This is a genomic window from bacterium (genome assembly GCA_035419245.1).
Taxonomy (GTDB): Bacteria; Zhuqueibacterota; Zhuqueibacteria; order Residuimicrobiales; family Residuimicrobiaceae; genus JAKPUX01.
Genome location: DAOLSP010000001.1, coordinates 907,054 through 926,676 on the forward strand (window position 1 = coordinate 907,054; position 19,623 = coordinate 926,676).

The 19,623-nt window shown below is 59.1% G+C and carries 12 protein-coding genes; 4 read left to right on the top strand and 8 right to left on the bottom strand.

The features are described 5' to 3' along the window. Positions 1 to 8: 8 nt before the first annotated feature. From PLH32_03660 to PLH32_03690, 7 genes are all read right to left on the bottom strand, one after another. A complete protein-coding gene (locus tag PLH32_03660) occupies positions 9 to 503 on the bottom strand; it encodes a hypothetical protein (protein ID HQJ63686.1) in 495 nt (164 codons plus the stop codon). Then, positions 500 to 3,478, bottom strand: coding sequence for a tetratricopeptide repeat protein (locus tag PLH32_03665; protein ID HQJ63687.1), 2,979 nt, complete (start codon positions 3,476 to 3,478; stop codon positions 500 to 502). Before PLH32_03665 ends, PLH32_03660 begins: the two co-directional genes overlap by 4 nt. A gap of 26 nt (positions 3,479 to 3,504) precedes the next feature. Continuing rightward, complete coding sequence (locus PLH32_03670; GenBank protein ID HQJ63688.1) at positions 3,505 to 4,854, bottom strand: tetratricopeptide repeat protein; 1,350 nt, start codon at positions 4,852 to 4,854, stop codon at positions 3,505 to 3,507. Between the two features lie 17 nt (positions 4,855 to 4,871). Beyond that, positions 4,872 to 5,942 (bottom strand): hypothetical protein, encoded by a 1,071-nt coding sequence (locus PLH32_03675; GenBank protein ID HQJ63689.1) that lies wholly within the window; start codon positions 5,940 to 5,942, stop codon positions 4,872 to 4,874. A gap of 158 nt (positions 5,943 to 6,100) precedes the next feature. Then, positions 6,101 to 8,341: a hypothetical protein gene (locus PLH32_03680; protein HQJ63690.1), complete on the bottom strand. Its 2,241-nt coding sequence runs from the start codon at positions 8,339 to 8,341 to the stop codon at positions 6,101 to 6,103. A 141-nt stretch (positions 8,342 to 8,482) separates the two neighbouring features. Then, on the bottom strand, positions 8,483 to 9,478 hold the full coding sequence (gene tsaD, locus PLH32_03685; GenBank protein HQJ63691.1) for a tRNA (adenosine(37)-N6)-threonylcarbamoyltransferase complex transferase subunit TsaD: 996 nt from the start codon (positions 9,476 to 9,478) through the stop codon (positions 8,483 to 8,485). Next, on the bottom strand, positions 9,478 to 10,434 hold the full coding sequence (locus tag PLH32_03690; protein ID HQJ63692.1) for a CdaR family protein: 957 nt from the start codon (positions 10,432 to 10,434) through the stop codon (positions 9,478 to 9,480). The genes tsaD and PLH32_03690 overlap by 1 nt, the downstream gene beginning before the upstream one ends. A 535-nt stretch (positions 10,435 to 10,969) precedes the next feature. Here PLH32_03690 and PLH32_03695 point away from each other — a divergent pair. The 4 genes from PLH32_03695 (at position 10,970) to PLH32_03710 (ending at position 16,805) form a co-directional block, all read left to right on the top strand. Beyond that, a complete protein-coding gene (locus tag PLH32_03695) occupies positions 10,970 to 12,184 on the top strand; it encodes a sugar phosphate nucleotidyltransferase (GenBank protein ID HQJ63693.1) in 1,215 nt (404 codons plus the stop codon). Positions 12,185 to 12,430: 246 nt separating this feature from the next. Further along, positions 12,431 to 13,543: a FlgD immunoglobulin-like domain containing protein gene (locus PLH32_03700; GenBank protein ID HQJ63694.1), complete on the top strand. Its 1,113-nt coding sequence runs from the start codon at positions 12,431 to 12,433 to the stop codon at positions 13,541 to 13,543. A 222-nt stretch (positions 13,544 to 13,765) separates the two neighbouring features. Then, the gene (locus tag PLH32_03705) at positions 13,766 to 15,286 is read left to right on the top strand and encodes a bifunctional UDP-sugar hydrolase/5'-nucleotidase (protein ID HQJ63695.1); all 1,521 of its coding nucleotides are present in this window, start codon (positions 13,766 to 13,768) and stop codon (positions 15,284 to 15,286) included. 73 nt (positions 15,287 to 15,359) lie between these two features. Then, positions 15,360 to 16,805, top strand: a complete 1,446-nt coding sequence (locus PLH32_03710; protein HQJ63696.1) for a M48 family metalloprotease — start codon at positions 15,360 to 15,362, stop codon at positions 16,803 to 16,805. A gap of 70 nt (positions 16,806 to 16,875) precedes the next feature. Here the strand turns inward: PLH32_03710 and PLH32_03715 are convergent, their stop codons facing one another. After that, positions 16,876 to 19,362 (bottom strand): ATP-dependent Clp protease ATP-binding subunit, encoded by a 2,487-nt coding sequence (locus PLH32_03715; GenBank protein ID HQJ63697.1) that lies wholly within the window; start codon positions 19,360 to 19,362, stop codon positions 16,876 to 16,878. Between the last annotated feature and the right edge of the window lie 261 nt (positions 19,363 to 19,623).

Sequence of the window (19,623 nt, forward strand, 5' to 3'; positions counted from 1 at the left end):
TTATCGCCTTACCAGGGAAAGACGTCTTTACGCTTGCTGGTGGAGGACGGTTTCTGTTTCAGGCCGAGGTGGGCCGAGGGCGCCACCGGCCGGAAAATTTCTTCAAAAAAGGAGCGTTTAATCTCGATATCGTCGATTTCAGGATCGCTGCCCGGGATGATGAAAATCGCCTGGGGTTTTTCGAGCTTGCCTTCAACCTCGATCTTGTCGAGAAAGAGCCTGAAGGAATGCTCGTCATCGCGCAGGGAATCCGGCAAGGAGGAGCGTGGATCCAGAAGCCGCAGCGAGTCCTGAGCCGATGCGGTTGAGGTTTCCGCGGTCATGGCGTTGAAGAGGCGGGTACCATCGCGGGACGGGGCGGTTGCGTCGGCCGGGGCGGCCGTCCCCCGTGTCGAATCCGCCGGGAGAAGGTTCTGCTCCTGTCCGGAGGTGAGGCCTGCCACGCCGAATAGAAAGGCGATGAGAATCAGGGTGCGGGGTGCAGTAAAGGTCGTCGGCGTCATGATGGCCTTGTTCCTTCCGGTTGCGGCTGGGCCGGCGCCGGTTGCGGCGGGGTTGTCGGATCGGAGGCAGAATCAGCGGAAGGTACGATCCCCAGCTCCGTCTGCAAAGCCTGCAGCCGTTGACGGCTCTGGCTCACCCAGTTGTTTTCGATCGCGTTCGCTTTGGCCTGTTCGACCATTTTGGCGTAGGTTTCGAGGGCCCGTTCCTTGTAGGGTTTGGCCGCCGTAACCAGTTTGGACTGGTACTCCTGCAGCGCCTCGCCCTTCAATCCCCTGGGCGGGGGCGAATCCATAAAGGCGCGGACGAACTCCTCAAAGGAGGCCCCGATGCGATAAGAGGCGGCGGTGGACCAATCGGCGATTTGATATTCCAGGGTGGCCTTGTAGGCCTCGAAGACCTCGTTGAACTTGGCTACCTTGCGTTTCATGCTGCGTTCGAAGGGCGGCTGCAGCGTGATCTGGGTGTATTCGTTGAAGAGCAACTCGCCGAGCATGAACTGCGCCTGAGCGACATAATAGGGATCGATCGCCGCGCCGGCGTTCCCGCTTTGCTGCCAGCGCTGCACCGCACGGGTGTAATAACGGCGCGAACCGGCCGGATCGCCTCCTTTGCTGGCCATCTCACCCGCCTTGGCAAGGCACTCGACCATGTCGGCCAGGGAATCGGGGTAGCTCTGGGCAAAACGGCTGTACAGTCTCTCCGCATCGCCCCAGTTTTGCAGGTTCTCCTGGCAAAGGGCAGCGGATTTGAGGCTGCGCTGAGCGAAATGTGAGGCCGGCCAGGTGTCGCAGAGTTGGAGGTAATCCCGGGCAGCGGCCGCATAGTCGCCGCTGCTCTCGCGCAGCACGGCTGCACGATACAGGGCCTCATCGGCCAGGTTCGAGGGGGGCTGCTGGGCGGCCAACTGCTCAAGCGCCTCGGCCGCGGCGGCGGGCTTGTTGAGCTTTTGGAACTGGGTTGCTGCTTCGAACAGGGCGCGGTCGCGCAGCGGCGCCTCGGCGGCGTTCAGCGCCACGGTTTGCATCAGCTGTGCAGAGGCTTCGGTCTGGCCGGACGCGGCTAGTCCTTCGGCGATCTTGAATTTCGCCAGGGTGCCGAGACGGCCGGCGCGTTCGCGGTAATGCGCCGAGTCCGGAAATTGCTCCTGCAGGGCGGTAAACCAGCGATCGGCTTCCTCGAAGCGGTTGTCATCAAAATAGCACTGCCCCGCGTTCAGCGCCGCGCTGAGATAAAAGGGACGCTGCGCCCCGAGGTCGACCACATGCTTGTAAACCCGCGCCGCTGCAGCGTACTGATGCATCTCGTGGAGGGTCTCACCCAGCTTCATCAGAACCTGATCATGATTCCGGCTATCGGGGAACAGGGTGATGAATTCGTTCGCCGCCAACAGCAGGCCGCGTTCGGATGGCCGCGAGACGGCCAGGCGCAGGGTATCGCTTTCGCCGATGAACCTGGGGATGGCTACCTCGGAGGAGTCGCCCCCCGGGTCACTGCCGAGCAGTTGATAGTAACATAAAACCCGATTGTAGGCGGCATCATGGCGGTAGCGGGTGGTATCGTACCGGGTTAATACGGCGGTGTAGGCCGCAATCGCCCCGGCAAAATCGCTGCGACCATAATTGCATTCGGCGAGGAGGTAATGGATCTCCGCGGCATCGGGGGCTGAGCCATATTTTTCGAGATAATCCTCATATTTTTCAATGGCAACCTGATAGTCGCGAACGCGGCCATTGCGCTGGGCTTCCGCCTGGAAATAGAGGCCCAGGCCGCGCAAGGTGACCCGGGCCAGGCTGTCCGCTTTTTGATGAACCGGGCCCGAGGGATACTTCTGAAGCCAGAAGCTGCCGGGGGCGAACTGCTGCACGATCCGCTCGCGCGTCTGGATCGCCTGCGGTTTGCGACCATCCGCTTCATAATCATCAACCATCTGCTGCAGCAGCTCCGGTGCCTTTTCGTAAAAGGGATAGAGACTGAGGAGAACCTCCTGGGCGGCGATGGCTTCCGGATAGTAGGCGCGTTTCTGGTAGAGCGCCGCGAGCTGCACCAGGATGGGCAGGGTGTAGGATTTGTCGGTGCGCGAGGAGAAAAAATTCTGGGCCGCTGCCGGACCGCCGTATTCCGCATAGCAGCTGGCGACGTACTGAATCGCTTCCGAGCTCAGGTCCGCCCGGGAACGGCTCAACTGTTGCGAATGGGTCCGCTCGATCAGCGCCATATCCTCGAGTAGATAGATGAAACTGGTGATCGCGTGGGGATAATCACCCTGAGAGTAGTAGGACCAGCCGAGCTTGTAAAGGGCCATGTCGAAGTAAGGGTTATCCCATTGCTCCAGCAAGGCCTTGTAGTGTTCGATGGCGGGGGCATACTCGCGGCGGTCGAAGTAGAACTCGGCGATACGGAAATGCGATTCGAGGGTGATGGCCGATTTCGGGAATTCGCTGATGATTCGTTCGAGGCAAAGCTGCGCCCGGACGCGGTTGCCCTGCTGCAGGTAGGCCATACCGAGCATGTAGAGGGCTTTATCGCGGAAGGCGACCTTGGGATACTTTTCGACCAGCTGTTCGAGCAGGTTGATGCTTTTTTCCATATTGGCGCGGGGGAGAACCGGCTCGTCCAGGATTTCGTTGCGCTCAAAGGCCTGGAGATCCTGCTCATACTTTTCCATCTGCTGCTGAAACAACGCAGTGGACTGGCGTTGATAAAGCTGGGCCAGCTGCAGCAGCACGGTCGGGGTGAAGTCACTGTCGGGATATTTTTGCAGCAGGGTCTCGTGTTCGAGGATGATCCGGTTCAGTTTGGTGAGATCCTCGCCGCTCTCCGAGACGACGCCGGCGACGATCGAGGCTGGTTTTTGCCCGGCCGCCTGCAAAGGATGGAGGCCGCCCAGCAGGAGGCCGCCCAGCAGGAGCCATCGGGCACCCCACCGGCCGTGGCAACGGATTTGGTCAAGGCAATAGGGGAAATAGGATTTCATTGGAATAACCATCGGTAACGTTGGGACTACTGCATGCTTTGCATGAAAAGGGCGCGGGACTTGCCGAACTCTGCATAGGCGCGCCAATCCATACGGGACTCCTTGCGCCGGGTGAGACGGCGCAGCTCGTCCATTTCATCGGCCAGCTGATTCACCCGCACTCGTTCCTCCTGGATGCGGCGCAGCAAACCCTGTCGCAGGTCCAGCAGCTGTTGACGCTGATCGCGCAGCTCGTTGGGCATCTCGGGCCAGGTGACCTGGAGGGGCAGGGCATCGATCAGCTCACTCTCCATAATGAGCAGATCGGTCTGCATCTTTTCCACCTCGATCCCCTCCTCCAGCAGCGACCGCTGCACCTCGCGGGTGATGGCCGGCATCTCCTCCTTGCTAGGGAAGAGAGCGATCAGGTGATCATACACCCTGATGGCGTGGTCGTAGCGCTTTAGTTTCATGAAGCAGCGGCCGAGCAGAAAGAGGCCCTCCTCCGTGCTGGCGCTGCCAGTATGGTTGAGCAAGAGCTGGGTGAGGGGTTTGATGGCTCCGTTCAGGTTGCCGAGCTGCACCTGACACCAGCCTGCCGCGAGCAGCGCCTCGTCACGATGCTCATGGGCCGGCGACACCAGCTGGAACTGCTCGTAGGCGGTGCGATAGCGCTCCAGTTCATAGAAAAGATAGCCCAGGGTCAGGTGGCTCTCGTCGATCAGGCTGCGCACAGCTTCGCTCTCAACCGGCAGTTCACAGAGATCGCGCAATGTGGTCACCGCACGCGGCAGCTGTTTCATGCGCATCTGCGCCAGGGCGAGATTGTACTGGGCAAAAGGGTACCACGGACTTTTTATCGAGACCTGCACCAGGTTCTCCATCGCCTTGGGAAAATCACGGAGTTGATACTGGGCCATGCCGGCGAAATAGCAGGAGGCGTCGGTGATGGTGGGCGGCGAGACCGAGCGTATGATGATCTGATGATAGTCGATGCACCGGTTCCACTCCTGACGGTCGTACTCGATCCGCTGCAACCCGAGAAGGGCATTGGGCTGCAAGGGACTGCGAAGGAATCGGGTGATCAGGTGCTGATAGAGCCGTTCCGCCCCCTGGGACAAGCCGATTTCATACAGCGACTGTGCCAGGGTATAGACCACCTCGTCGCTTTTTTCGTACTCGGGATTGAAGTCGAGGAGGATGATCAAGTCGCGGGCGGCTTCCCAGTATTTCTCGCTCAGGTAATAGCGTCGGGCCTGGCTGAAGAGCCGGTCGGAGGATTTTTGCCATTCAGACGAGGATTGAGCTCGCAATGGTGCAACGGCGCAGAAGAGCATGGCGACGATGAGCAGCGTGCTCAGCAGCAGCAAGTAGCCATGCCGGGGTCGAGGATTCATTTTTGTTCTGCTCCTGCTCATTCCGGCTGCCGGTCCTGGCTTTTTTCGACTTTTTTCCGCAACTCATCCAACTCGTGATTGACCTGTTCGCGCTGTTTGCGGATTTCCTCGTTCTTCTGCTGCTCCTCGGTCTGGCGTTCGCGACGGGCGCGGTCCTCGGGGTTGGCTGTCTCGAAGAGCTGGATGCGATGGGTCACCCCGAAAAGCACCTTCCAATCCGCGTACTTTTTTAGAAAGGGGTTTTGTGCCAGGTCGGCGGAGGTGGGCGTGTAATTGCCAAGGCGGATGTCCGCTGCCACGTCGAAAACCAGCTGTTTGGGGCCGAGGAAGCGCAGGCCACTGGAGAAACGGAGCAGATTCTGCCGCAGGGAGAGGCGGTCGGTCTGGTTGATAAAGATCTCCCCGGTGGTCTCCGCATAAAAGAGGGTGGCGCGAATGGGAAATTTGAAACCGGCGCCGACCAGCAACTGATCCTGTTCGGCGCTGAAAAAGCGGTCGCCCCAATTCTGGTCACGATAGCCGATATTGGCGATGAATTTGACCGGCAGAGCGACCCCACTCGAACGCAAATCGAGGGAGGCGAGGCCGATGAGGCCCCAACCATAGACGTCGGTGCTGTAGCTTTCATAGGGGATGTTGTGCAGGGGGGCGGTCGGCATAGAGATGAAGCCGACCAGACCCGTCTGCAGGATGCTACCGCGGTGCGGGAGATGGAGCTTGACGCCGATCCGGGTGTCGCCGATCGGCCCGAAGAGATCGCGCTGATTGTCCTGATACGGAACCGCGTGAAACATCAGCTCGAAGGTGCGCGAGAGTCCGAGGGTGAGACTGAGGTTCAGGGTATGATCCACCGCGAGTTCTTCGCGCTGGCCAATCCCGGCGCCCAGCGGCACGGCCGTGGTTATCTTTTCGAAATAAAGGCTGTAAAAGCCGTTGACGTAGAGCTGACCGGCCGGGACAGGGTCGGCATCATAGGTGCGCAAGTGGCCCTTGCCACCGCCGAGCGTCACCTGGGCCAGTGCTGCGGAGCCGGCAAGGCCAAGCAGCGCCACCGCCAGAAGAAGATGGATGCGTTTCAGAGGATGCATTAGCATGAGATACCGGAATAAATACCTACTGTCTTGTCGATGGATGCGATCAAGAGACGAATTAACCATGGTTGCGTTGTCTTATACCCCGCTGGCGATACTTTCAATATAGACGCAAAAGGGCCATGCTGCAGAAAGCGAAAGAGCCGGCCCGGAAGCTACAGCATGCCTTTGCGGCGACGGATGAACCATTCGCCGGCCAGCAGTGCAAGAATGGCCGCCAGCAGCGTTCCGCGGTTCCAGAGTTCCAGGTCGCGGGTCCGGGTGTGGTGCAGGCTTGCGCCGTGGATGCGCGCCAGCAGCCCGGCGGCCGAGTCGGCAGGCGCATAGAATCCGCCGCTCAGCGCGGCGATACGGCGCAGCAGCTCCGCCTTGAGCGCGACATCACTCAGTTCCTCGTTGTAACTGCCGACCGTGAAGAGGTGGGTGGCCTCGCCCACTTTCTGACTGTTGCGACGGACCTCCGCTTTGACCTGATAATCACCCGCTTGATTGGGCCGAAAGGCGGCGGTATAGCTTCCCTGTCCGGCCGGGGTGAGAAAGAGGGTGCTCTGCTTTGAGGCCGCGGCGGCCCGACGCGGCTCATCGCCGCCGGCTGGCTTCTCCCCTCCGGTTGGTTGGACCGTTACTTCGACCTCGGCATCGTCGACCGGCTGGAACCGGGCATCCACAACCTGGGCGGTGAGGCGGACCTCATCGCCAAAATGATAAGTGGACTGGTCGGAGCGCACACGAACCAGGTCGCTGTTCTTTTCGATCTGCAGCCAGCGGACCAGATTTTGGAAAAAGTGGTGATAGGTCTCGTCTCCATTGCCGATACCGACCATCATCAAGTGCCAGCGCCAGAGATCATAGCCGATGATGGCCGCCGATTTGGCCCCGCTGGTGCGCACCAGGATGAAAGGCCACTGCGGGGTTTCGATTCCGGCAAGATCGGCTGGTGAACCGATCCGCGCGCGGGCGAGGATTTCGGCATCGGGCCACCATGCGCGCAGCTCATCCCGGACATAAACCGGGGGCAGCAAGCTCCAAGCCGCGATGGTGGCGCCCGGAATCTGCATGACCGGATGCTCCTGACCAGCCGGGGTCAGGGTCGCAGTGACCTCCATTTCGGCTACGGTTGTCGCTTCCGCCCGGATCGGCAAATAGGGCTCCAGCGCTTTCAGACGCTGCCAATCCGGATCCCGGCCGCTGATGAAGAGCACGGGCCGCGGGCGCTTTGCGAGGGCTGACTGCAGTAGCGCTACGCTTCGCGGTGGAGAGGTGCGCCGGGGAAAATTGTAAAGAACGAAGAGATCGCCCTGATCGATGCTGTCCTGCAAGGCCTGATACGAGCCGGTTTGCAGACCACCGGGATCCCCAAGTTCGGCAAGCAGGCGGATATCGAACCGCTCGTCGGCGCGCAGATGGTTGCGCAAAAGAGAGAGGTCGGGCGAAAGAGAGCCCGCCAGAATGAAGATCAAGGCCTTGGACTTGAGCACGTCCTGATACAACGTGAAGCGGTTGTTGGCGCGCTGGGCGTCGCGGCCGGCCGGTGTCAGCCGGACCTCCAGCTTTTGCCGTCCCTCCCGTGTCGGTGTATACTTTAAGACAATCGTCGAATCCAGCGGGCCGCGCCGCAACATGATCTCGGCACGGGTGGCCTCGCCGCCGACGCCCTCCAGCTGCAAGCCGATCTTTTCCTGTCCTACGCTGGTGCTGTGCACCGTGACGCGCAGGGGGGTCGATTCTCCGGCGAAGGCGAAGGGGCTGGCCTCCACCTGGGTGATGCCGATATCGCTCTGCCGCTCAGCGGAACCGAAGCCCAGAACATGGACAGGCACCCCGATCTCCGCAGCATATCGTCCGGGATCTCCACCTTGGGTATAGTTGCCGTCGCTGAGCAGGAGGATGCCGCAAAGATTACGTTCTACCAGACGGTTTTTAATGGACGCCAGGCTGTTGCTGATGTCGGTCGCATCGCCATCAAAAGCCAGCGAATCGACAGCCTTCGATGTCAGCTCCTGGAGGTGGGCGTCAAAGGCATAATAGCCCAGATTCAGGGATTTATCGAGGTGCCGGTTGAACTCCTCCGCCAGAATCCGCTGCAGCATCGCCGCCCGGCTTGTCCCGGCCTCCTGCTGCTGCATGCTCGCTGATGCATCGATCGCGACGGCGAGCAGGGGTGGTGTCGTCACCACCCGCCGAGATTGCAGGGTCATTTCAAAGAGCGCCAGCAGAATCAGCAGGAGCGCGGCGGTTCGCAGCGCCGCAAGGAGAAGCCGTAACGACGGCCGAACTGCGGGACGGGTACGGCGGTATACCAGCAGCGAGATCCCTGCGGCCAGCAGCAGGGCGAGGATCAGGTAAAGCGGCTTCCCCGCAATCAGAATTCTGAAGGCGTCAAACGATGAGAACATAGGCGGTTATGATCCGCAATCGATAAAATATACTATTATTTAACAAAAAAAGCCCCATGATGTTCCATCTCCCTGTGATTCGCCGCACATTGAAAGCATAAAGTGGTCGACTACAGGCCACCCGTAGGGGGTGCTGGCGGGTCAAAGGGAGAGGTTGGGTGCGACATCAAGAGAGAAATCGGAGTGCTCGCCCGCCTGCAGGTGCATCAGCCCTGCCTGGGCGATCATGGCGGCGTTGTCGGTACAGAGCTCCGGCGCCGGGATGGCGAGGGCGATGCCCAGCGACTGGCACCGACTCGTGAAGGTCTCGCGCAGCGGGACGTTGCGCATGACACCGCCTGCCAGCACCAGGGTATGGCAGCCGTAGGCCTCCAGGGCGCGCTGACTTTTCATAAAGAGCGCATCGATGACCGCCTGCTGGAAGCTGGCGGCGATGTCCGGCAGCCGGGCGGCCCCTTCCTCCGGCGCGAGCGCCTGGGCATAATAGAGCACAGCGGTCTTGAGCCCGCTGAAACTGAAATCGAGGTTGCCGCTTTCAGTCAGGGCGCGAGGAAAAGCGATGGCACCGGGGTTACCACCGCGCGCACTTTTTTCGATCAAGGGCCCGCCGGGATAGCCGAGGCCGAGGACCTTGGCAACCTTGTCGAAGGCCTCGCCGGCTGCGTCATCGATGGTCCGTCCGACAATTTCGTAGCGGAGCGGTTCGCGCACCAGCACCAGCAGGGTATGGCCCCCCGAGGCGACCAGGCATATGAAGGGATATTCGATAGAGGCGGTTTGCGCCGCGGTGGCCAGGATATGGCCTTCGATATGATTGATGCCGATGAAGGGCTTTCCCAGGGCCAGGGCGAGGCCCTTGCACATCGAGAGGCCTACCAGCAGGGAGCCCGCCAAACCGGGGCCGCAGGTGACCGCCAGGGCATCGATTCCGGTCAGTCCGATGCAGGCCTGCTTCAGGGCAAGCCGGATGATCCCGGGCAACTGGCGCATATGAGCGCGAGAAGCGAACTCTGGCACGACGCCACCATAAGCCTCATGGATTTTTTGCGTGGCGATGACATTGGCCAGGATGCCACTCTCGTCAATCAACGCGGCGCTGGTCTCGTCGCAAGAGGTTTCGATTCCGAGAACGCGCATCATTCGCGTTCCAGGATCACTTTGAAACGCTTGGGCATAATATCACGGTAGCGAACACCGGGGACGGGGACAATATAGGCGGGAGCGTTCTGGCCATCCGTTTGGGGCTGACGGCCATAATCGATGTAGGCCGTGATCTCTTTTTCGGTCAGCGCGGAGATGACCGTGACCCCACCCTCGGCGATCAGACTGAGGGTGGCTGGTAAAACCATGGCGCGATAACCTGGTGGCAGGTTGCGGACGCGCACCGGGATGTGCTCGATACGTTTCTCCATCAGTTTCTGGACATCCACCTTGAAAAGGACGCGCGCCGGTTGAAGCATGATCTTTTTGGCATCGGGTGAGTTGAGCAAGATCTCTCCCGAGAGGGCGGTCTTGGCCCGGTCGAGGGTGCGCTCGATCGTCGGCACGGTCCGCAGCGACTTGATCAGGGAGTTGGGCCCCCGGGCGACAACCTCGGTCGGTTCGAGGAGGACATCTCCCACTACCGTATAACCCGGCATCGGTTTGACGGTGATCTGGCTTGCCACGGGTACAATGCGCGAGGCCAACTCCTCAATGACCACAGGGATCTCCTGCGGCTCGATCAGCTGTAGAACGGTGAGGGCGTGGGCGCCGCCGCCGAGGATGACATCCTGGGTACGCGGGTAGAGCACCCGCTCGCCCGGCCCCCACTCGAGGTTCATCTCCAGCCGCCCCTCGCGGAAAAGCATGAAAGCCATCAGGGCCATGCCCTGACCGCGCACCTTGACGCGCGCTCTGGTCGGAAGCTCGCTGGTGATAATGTAATGGGATTGCACCGCTGGAATATCGATGGGAATCTGAATCTCGGCATCGTAGAATTCGTTGGAGACGACAAGAAACCAGATCAGAATGGCAAAACCTGTCGCGGCGATATGGATTTTATAGCGCTGAAAGAAAGGCTTTTTCCCCTGCGCAGAAGAGTTGTTCTGCATCATCTCATTACTGGAAGACCATAAAATAAGAGGGTGACCTGCGGTCACCCCTGATCAAATTGACAAACCTGCCTGCCGGTGCAGGACTTTATTTGGTGGATTCTCGGATCTCTTTGCCGCGGCTGACCTCGCCGTTATCGATCCGGAGGTTATATCCGCATTCAGGATTGGAACATACCCAGGCCTTGTACATTATGGGAGCGCCATCGCGTCCGTAATCTGATAATGGGATCAATTGTCCGACTTTGCACTTTAAACAATTGGGAAAAACATTTTCCATTGCCCTTACCTCACCTCAAATATCCCACGGTTTTGATTGATTAGGTGGCGCCAAAGGGAGTATCCCGCTTCCTTGCCCGGATGAGGATGGGGCATGGCGGTTGGAGAAATATACGATATAAGGCAATGAAAATCAACAATTTTTTACTAATCTTTCCCTTCATTGGGATTTTTTTTGAAAATTCCCTTTTTCATAGTCCTTCCTTTTTGCTAAATTGTAGCCATCGTAGTGCACAACCTATCCTAGGAGGACATCATGCAAGCTGTGATGATGGTGGCCGGAAAAAGCACCCGGACCTATCCCATGACCCTGACTCGGCCCAAACCGCTCCTGCCGGTAGCCAATCGTCCGCTCATTTATCACAGCCTCGATCAGATGGTTGGACTTTTTGACGAGGTTATTCTGATCGTTGGTTACCGCAAGGAGATGATCCGCGAACTGCTCGGAGAGGAATACCGCGGCATCCATCTGGTCTATCAGGAACAAAAGGAACAGCTGGGGACCGGACACGCCATCCTCCAGGCACGGCCCCATATCCGCGGCCGCTTCGTCGCCTGCAACGGCGACGACCTGTTTGCCCATGAGGATTTCGCCAAACTCCTTCCTCATTCCTACGCGGCCCTGGTCAAGCCAGTGGCCGATCCCTCCCTTTATGGTGTTGCCCAGGTGGATGAGCACTATCACCTGATCCATATGGTGGAGAAACCCAAGACCTTTCTCGGAAACCTGGCCAACATCGGCTGCTATATCTTTGAACCCGATATTTTTGATGCCCTCGAGAAGGTCGAGCTGAGTGAACGCGGTGAAATCGAGATTATTGGCGCCATCATGGATGTGGTGCGTCGCAGCACGGTTACCGTCGTTCCCATCACCGGCTTTTGGCTGCCCACCGGTTTCGCCTGGGACCTGCTCAAGCATCAGGAATTCATGATGACCGGCATGAGCCGCAGCCGGATCGAGGGCCGTGTTGAAGCGGGGGCTGTCCTCACCGGCCCGGTCGAGATCGGCCCGGGATCGGTGGTGCGCAGCGGCAGTATCATCGAGGGTCCGGTCATCATCGGCGGCAACTGCGAGATCGGCCCGAACTGTTATCTGCGTAAGTTCACGGCCGTCGGCGACGGCTGCCGCATCGGCCACGCCGTCGAGATCAAGAACAGCATCATCATGCCGGGCGCGCATATCGCCCACCTCAGCTATGTCGGTGATTCGGTCATTGGCGAGGCCTGCAACCTCGGCGCCGGCACCATTACAGCCAATAAACGCCATGACGATCAACCTGTCCGCTCTGCCGTCAAAGGCCTACTCGTCGAGAGTGGTCGCCACAAGCTGGGTGCCATCCTGGCCGACCACGTCCAGACCGGCATCCATACCGCGCTCTATCCGGGCTGCAAGATCTGGCCCAGCCTGACCACCCTCCCCGGGGAGGTCCTGCAGGGCGATCGGATGCCCGAGGGCGCCGCCTGGGATTGAGCTGCGCCCTTGACCTGCTGCCCCGCCGTCCGGGGCATCCTCCCCCGTTCCCGCAAGGCTGTTCGACACGAACAGCCTTTTTTATGGCACGCCTTTTGACCCTTCGGGATGCAGAAGGGAAACGAAAAATTAACAAGATAAATAAAAACAAGCATCTATCCATGTCCATACAGGCGGAAGGTGAGGCCCGCATGCCGCACACGCTGGGGAGAGTGGGTATCGCGCGCCACAGAGTTGGAGGCTGCCATGAATAAAAGGTTCATCAGACGGGTATTGTTGTCGGTTGTGCTTGTGTTGCTGCCCCTGACCGCCAGAGCGCAGAGCTTGTATGATTATGGGGCCGAGAACCTACCGCGCGCGGCGCAACGATTCGATCCAGCCGTCTATATCGGCCGCCCCGGCGGCGGGCCGTGGATCACTGGAGAGAGTGCGGAGCGCGACGGTTCGGAAAATGATGGCATCGAATTCAGCATCACGGGCCACGAGGTGACGGTGTATGTCAGTAGTGACGGGGTGATCTCCGGCTGGCTCGATTTTCATGGCACGGGCGAAGCGCCCGATTTCAGCCAGCCCGACGATATCATCATTCCCGCGCAAACCGTGCGGGCTGGCTACAACAGCTTCAGTTTCGCCTGGCCGCAGGGCTTTGTCCCTGGCTCAGCGATCTGGTCGCGCTTCCGTTTCAGCTGCGCCTCCCAGGTGACCGCCGTCTCGAATCCGGTGGGCGTGAGCGATTCCTTCGGCGAGGTGCAGGACTACCGCTTCGATCTTCTGCCACTCGATCTTGGCGATCTGACCGCAGAGCCCGCCGGCGATCGGATTGCCCTCCACTGGCAAACCCGCACCGAAAACGAGAACCAGGGATTCCATCTCTTCCGCGCTGATGCGGCGGAGGGTCCGTATCGGCAGATTACCGGCAGCCTGATCCGCGGTGCAGGGTGCTCGCATGGACCGCTCCGCTATGGCTATTCGGATACAACCGTCGAGCCGGGAAGGGTTTACTATTACAAGCTGGCGGATGTCGATTTCAAAGGCTGCATGACTATGCACGGCCCGGTCTGCGCCACGGCAGCCTCCCCGATCGACTATGTTCTGGAACAGATCTATCCCAATCCCTTCAATCCCGAGACCCGCATCAATTTCAGGCTCAAGGAACCAGGAAGGGTATTACTCTCTGTCTACGATCTCAAGGGGCACGAGGTGCGCAAGCTGATGGCGGGGGCCCTGCCGCAGGGTTCCCATACCGTTTCATGGAACGGCCGGGATAACAACGGCGCCTTTCTCGCCTCTGCTACCTATATCTACAAGCTGCAGGTTAATGATTATGAGGTCTCCCGTCCAATCCAGTTCATCCGCTGACCTTCTGCTCCCTTTCAGCATCCCACTCCGGCGAGGACCAGGCCGCTCCATCTTGGGGCGGCTTTTTTATGGGGTGCCGGTGCCGGTGCCGTCCGCTCACAGAAAAAAGCTTGACAAACGCAGCGCAAATCAGTAAAATAAACTTCCTGCAGGCGGCCACAACGACGGCGCACAGGAGGATCACCCCTTCACGAGACTGCGAGGCTCACGATGGCATCGGATATGAAGCGCCCCCTGAGGGTTCTCTATTTCCTCTTTCTTCTTTTCTTGTTGGGTGGCTGCGCCCACCAGCGCAGCGGCAGCCTGATGGTCCTGCATACCAATGACCAGCACAGCCAGTTTGCGCCCGCTCCGGCCACCTGGATCCAGAAGGATCCCAAACCGGGCATTGGCGGGATGGTCGCCCTCAAAGACCAGATCGACAAGGCCCGGGCCAGCGGCAAGGCGACGCTGCTGCTTGATGCCGGGGATTTTATGACCGGTACTCCGGTTGCCAAGCTAAAGGTGGATGGAGCCCTGGGAGGGGGCTATGTGGAGATGCTCAATGAGATGGGATACCAGGCGCTGACCATTGGCAACCACGAGTTCGATGAAGGGCAGGAGAACCTCCAGCGCCTCATCGGATTGGCACGGTATGATGTGCTCTCGGCCAACCTCTATAAAGACGATCATCTCTTTGCCCCCAAGCCCTATGCCATCTATGAGGCCGGAGGTATCCGCGTCGGCGTGATCGGCATCACGCTCTCCGAGCTCTTTGAGATGACTGCGAAGAAGAATCTGGACGGCATCCGTGTCCTCGATCCGGTGCAGACCGCTCAAAAGATGGTCGATGAAGTTGATGGAAAGACCGATCTGATCATTCTGCTCACCCACACCGGTGTCGATATCGACCGCGAGCTGGCCCAAAAGGTGCGCGGCATCGATATCATCGTCGGCGGCCATAGCCACAGCCGGTTGAACAAGCCGATCCTCGAGAATGGCGTGATCATTGTTCAAGCGGACTCCAAGACCCGCTATCTCGGCCGTCTCACGGTCGATGTCGCTCACGACGCGGTGGCCCATTACGATTATGCCCTGGTGCCCTGCTGGGCCGACAGCGTTTCGCAGCCGGATCCCTTTCTGGCAAAGCAGGTCGCGGCGTATGGTGACCAGATCAATGCGGATTACGGCCGGTCGATCGGCCAACTCAGGACGGACTGGCTGCGCAACAGTCAAGGCGAGTCCAACATCGGCAATTATATCGCCGATGTGATGCGCAAGACGGCCGGGACGGATTTCGCCGTAATCAACAGCGGCGGCATCCGCAAGGATCTCCCCGCCGGTCCGATCAAGAAACTCGACATTGTGGAGATTTTGCCTTTTTCCAATACCCTGGTTACATTCAGCTGTACCGGTGCCGAGGTGCTCAAAATGGCGCAAACCAATGCGCAAGCGGCGGCCAAAACCGAGCCGGGCGTGCTGCAGGTTTCGGGGCTGCAGTATCGGTATCGCATTACTCCGGCGGGCATTATCGAGGTCAGCCAGGTGACCATCAATGGGATACCGGTCGATCCCAAAGCCCGCTACACCGGCGCCACCATTGATTTTATCCTTTTCGGTCAAGCCGAACGGTTTCTAGGATTTCTGCCGAAAGACAAGATTGAGAATACCAATCAACTGCTCGCGGATGTGGTCATGGCGGCTATCGAGGCGGAACCGATCGTGGCATCGAAAGTTGAAGGCCGGATTGTGCACCAGCCTTGAGCACACCTGAAACATGACCGCCCCGCTTGATTGCGTATTACCAGGTTCAACCATTTCTGTACAGGGAGGAAAAATGAAAAGGTATGTAAGTTGGGTCGCGATCCTTGCAGCGCTTATGCTGCTGGGGTGGCTGATCGCTTGCGCCGTCAATCCTGTGACCGGTAAACATCAGTTGATGCTCATGTCCGAAAGTGACGAAATCGCGCTAGGCCAGCAGAGCGATGCGGAAGTCACGGCGACCTACGGCATCTATGATGATGCTGCGCTAAACACCTACGTCAATACCATCGGACAGAAGATGGGCAAGTTGTCGCACCGCCCCAATCTGGCCTATTCCTTCAAGGTTCTGGATACCGATGTGGTCAACGCCTTTGCGGTGCCGGGAGGGTACGTCTACGTCACCCGCGGTATTCTAGCGTATCTCAATGACGAAGCGGAGCTGGCGGGCGTGATCGGCCATGAAATTGGCCACGTGGCCGCGCGCCATACCGTGGTTTCCTACTCCAAGCAGCAGCTGGCCTCCCTCGGACTCGGACTGGGTTCGATCCTCTCCGAAAAATTCCGTCAGTACGCCAACATCGCCAATTTTGGGGTCACCATGCTCTTCCTGAAATTCAGCCGTGACGACGAGCGGCAAGCGGACAATCTCGGGGTGGAATATTCGAGCAAGGCCTCCTATGATGCCAACTGCATGGCGACTTTTTTTGAAACCCTGGAACGGATGAACGAGGGCAGTTCGAGCAGCGGCTTGCCCGACTGGTTCTCCACCCATCCCAATCCCGCCAATCGCATTACGGCGGTTCGGGCCAAGACCAAGGAATGGCAGAGCAAGTTGACCGGCACAACATTCGTCGTCCGGCGTCCCGAGTATCTTGCGAGCATCGACGGCATCGTTTTCGGGGCCGATCCGCGCCAGGGATACGTCGAGGCCAATACCTTCTATCATCCGGAGCTGAAATTCCAGTTCGCCGTGCCCACCGGCTGGCGCGTGAACAACACCCCGGCGCAGGTGCAGATGGTCTCGCCCAACCAGGACGCCAATCTGCTCTTTTCGTTGCAGAGCCGGGCGACTGCCGCAGCTGTGGCGGATACCTTTGTCACCCAGTCGCAGGCCTCAGTCAGCCGGGCTGATGCCATCACCATCAATGGCTTCCCAACCCGGCGCATCCAGAGCCGCATCATTTCGCAGAGCGACACCCTGGGCGTCCTCTCCTGGTTCATTCAGAAGGGTAGTGATTGCTATATTTTCCATGGTGTCACCACGCCCAAGGCCCTCTCCGCCTGGTCGAATACCTTTGCCGGAGCTGTCGGCCAATTCAAGACTCTGACCGATCCCAAGCACATCAATGTTTCGGCCAAGCGTCTCAAGATCGAGAACGGCAAGCCTGCAGCGACTCTCTCTTCGCTCCTGACCGCCAACGGTATCGCCTCGACGGAGTTGGAGAACTTTGCCGTGGTTAATGGCATGCAGCTGACCGATCTGGTCCCCCCCACAGCCAAGTACAAGATTGCCAAATAATTGATGGGATCCAACAAGAAAGCCCTGGCGGCAACCCGCCAGGGCTTTTTTTATCAAGGGGACTATGGGATCAGGATTCCTTGGAGGTCTCTCCGGCGGTATCATTGCCGTCGACGCTGCTGGCGACCTCGCGGGCATCGATAAAGTCCAGACCGTCGCCTTTTTTGCGGATGCGGATAACGCTGCCATCGCTGAAATGGCCCTTGAGCAGCTCCTCGGCGATCGCATCCTCAACGTGGCGCTGAATGGTCCGCCGCAAGGGACGGGCGCCGAAACTGGGATCAAAGCCGCGCTCGGCGATGAACTCCTTCGCGCCCTTGGTCAGTTCGATACTGATGTTGCGGTCCGCCACCTTGCCGAGCATTTCGTTGATGACGATATCGACGATGGCGAGCATGTCGTTGCGGTTGAGCTGACGAAAGACGACGATATCATCGACGCGGTTGAGGAATTCGGGATTGAAGACGTGCTTGACCTCTTCGATCAGGCGCTCGCGCATCGATTCGTAATCGGCCCCCTCATCGCTTTTACTGAACCCGAGACCGCCGCCCTTGCTGATCTGACGGGCGCCGATGTTGCTGGTGAGGATCAGCACCGTGTTGCGGAAATCGACCTTGCGGCCGAGGCTATCCGTCAGGTGGCCCTCATCGAGGATCTGCAACAGGATGTTGAATACATCCGGATGCGCCTTTTCGATCTCGTCAAAGAGCACAACCGAATAGGGATGATGACGCACCTTTTCAGTGAGCTGGCCGCCCTCCTCGTACCCGACATAGCCCGGAGGTGCTCCGGTGAGGCGCGAAACGGCGAATTTTTCCATGAACTCAGACATATCGATACGGATCAGGGCATCTTCACTCTCGAAAAGATAGTTGGCCAGCTCCTTGGCTAACTGGGTCTTGCCGACCCCGGTCGGGCCGAGAAAGATGAAGGAGCCGATCGGCCGGTTGGGATCCTTGAGCCCGGCTCGAGTGCGCTGGATGGCACGGCTGAGGATGTCGATGACGGGGTCCTGGCCGATGATGCGCTTTTTCAGGGCGACGCCCATGTTGAGCAGGCGGTCGGATTCGGACTGGGCGACGCGCTGCACCGGAATACCGGTCATCATCGCCAGTACCTCGGAAACGTCCTCCTCGGTGACCCGGGCGTAAGCCGAATCCTGTTCGTCGTTCCAGCGCTTTTTACTCACCTCCAGCTCGCGCAGCAGCTGTTTTTCACGGTCGCGCAGGATGGCCGCCTTTTCGAAATTCTGCGAACGGACCACCTGGTCCTTTTCGGTGCGGACGCGCTTGATCTGCTCCTCGAGATCGCTGATATCGCGCGGCACGACGATATTGGCAAGGTGGACGCGCGCTCCGGTCTCATCAAGGACATCGATGGCCTTGTCGGGCTGGAAGCGATCGGTGATATAGCGGTCCGAGAGTTTGACGATGTCGCGAATCGCCTCGTCCGTGTAGCGGACGCGGTGGTGGGCTTCGTAGCGACTCTGCAGCCCCTTGATGATGGCGAAGGTTTCGTCAAGACTGGGGGGATCGACGATCACTTTCTGGAAGCGGCGTTCGAGGGCGCCATCTTTCTCGATATACTGACGGAACTCGTCAAGGGTGGTGGCGCCGATGCACTGGAGCTCGCCGCGCGAAAGGGCTGGTTTGAACATGTTGGAGGCGTCGAGGGAACCGGAAGCTCCGCCGGCGCCGACGATGGTATGAAGCTCGTCGATGAAGAGAATGACATCGCGGGTTTTGATCAGTTCGTTCATGATCGCCTTCATGCGCTCCTCGAACTGGCCGCGGTACTTGGTGCCGGCGACAATCGCCCCGAGGTCGAGGGTGATAACGCGTTTGTTATGGAGAATGCGCGGCACCTTTTTCTCGACGATGCGCAGGGCCAGTCCCTCGGCGATGGCGGTTTTGCCGACCCCGGGTTCGCCGATGAGGACGGGGTTGTTCTTTTTGCGGCGGCTGAGGATTTGGGCGACGCGCTGGATCTCTTTTTCGCGGCCGATGATGGGATCGAGCTCTCCGCGGCGCGCCAGTTCGGTCAGGTCGCGGCCGAAGTGGTCGAGGGCCGGAGTCTGGGATTTCTGCTGCTGACTCTCGCTTTGGGCGGCGGTGTTGGCGGAGCCCTGCAGGATGCGTTCGAGCTCTTCGGTCACCGCCTCGTAGGTCACCCCGAAGCTTTTGAGGATCTGCGCAGCCAGGCCTTCTTTCTCCTTGACCAGGGCAAGAAGGAGGTGCTCGGTGCCGATGATATCCGATTTGTTATGATCGGCTTCCATGTAGGCGTTCTTGAGGATTTTCTCGGCGCGTTTGGTGAAAGGGATGTTCCCCACGGTCATGGTGTCGCCGGCGATACGCCCCGCATCCTCCAGTGCGGCGCGGATCTCTTCGAGATCACACCCGAGTGCGTGCAGAATCTCGACCGCCACGCCCTCACCCTCACGGATCAGGCCGAGGAGCAGATGCTCCGTGCCGATATAATCATGTCCAAGACGCAAGGCTTCATCCCGCGCAAACTGGATGACCATCTGGACGCGACTGGAAAAATTATTTTTCATGGGGTGACTCCACCTTCTCTCTGGTCAACGATCAGGTCTTTTTCCTGCTCTGTCAGGGCTGCGGAAACCGGAGATTCCGATGGCTGGCGTGCGATCGGCCCTCCATGAGACACCTGTCCGCGAATGATGACAACGGTCCCGGATCTGCCATATTGGCAATGCTATTAAGTCTTGATTAATCAAGGCATAAAGGGATATTTACTGCCGGACCTGAGCCTTCATGATGCAACTCTACAAACCCCATGCCACGCCTAAGTAAAA

Excerpts from the sequence above, each read along its gene's own strand:
- PLH32_03710 (HQJ63696.1), top strand. The coding sequence starts at position 15,360 with ATGAAAAGGTATGTAAGTTGGGTCGCGATCCTTGCAGCGCTTATGCTG.
- PLH32_03660 (HQJ63686.1), bottom strand. The coding sequence starts at position 503 with ATGACGCCGACGACCTTTACTGCACCCCGCACCCTGATTCTCATCGCC.
- PLH32_03690 (HQJ63692.1), bottom strand. The coding sequence starts at position 10,434 with ATGCAGAACAACTCTTCTGCGCAGGGGAAAAAGCCTTTCTTTCAGCGC.
- PLH32_03675 (HQJ63689.1), bottom strand. The coding sequence starts at position 5,942 with ATGCATCCTCTGAAACGCATCCATCTTCTTCTGGCGGTGGCGCTGCTT.
- PLH32_03715 (HQJ63697.1), bottom strand. The coding sequence starts at position 19,362 with ATGAAAAATAATTTTTCCAGTCGCGTCCAGATGGTCATCCAGTTTGCG.
- PLH32_03700 (HQJ63694.1), top strand. The coding sequence starts at position 12,431 with ATGAATAAAAGGTTCATCAGACGGGTATTGTTGTCGGTTGTGCTTGTG.
- tsaD (HQJ63691.1), bottom strand. The coding sequence starts at position 9,478 with ATGCGCGTTCTCGGAATCGAAACCTCTTGCGACGAGACCAGCGCCGCG.
- PLH32_03705 (HQJ63695.1), top strand. The coding sequence starts at position 13,766 with ATGAAGCGCCCCCTGAGGGTTCTCTATTTCCTCTTTCTTCTTTTCTTG.
- PLH32_03670 (HQJ63688.1), bottom strand. The coding sequence starts at position 4,854 with ATGAATCCTCGACCCCGGCATGGCTACTTGCTGCTGCTGAGCACGCTG.
- PLH32_03665 (HQJ63687.1), bottom strand. The coding sequence starts at position 3,478 with ATGAAATCCTATTTCCCCTATTGCCTTGACCAAATCCGTTGCCACGGC.
- PLH32_03680 (HQJ63690.1), bottom strand. The coding sequence starts at position 8,341 with ATGTTCTCATCGTTTGACGCCTTCAGAATTCTGATTGCGGGGAAGCCG.
- PLH32_03695 (HQJ63693.1), top strand. The coding sequence starts at position 10,970 with ATGCAAGCTGTGATGATGGTGGCCGGAAAAAGCACCCGGACCTATCCC.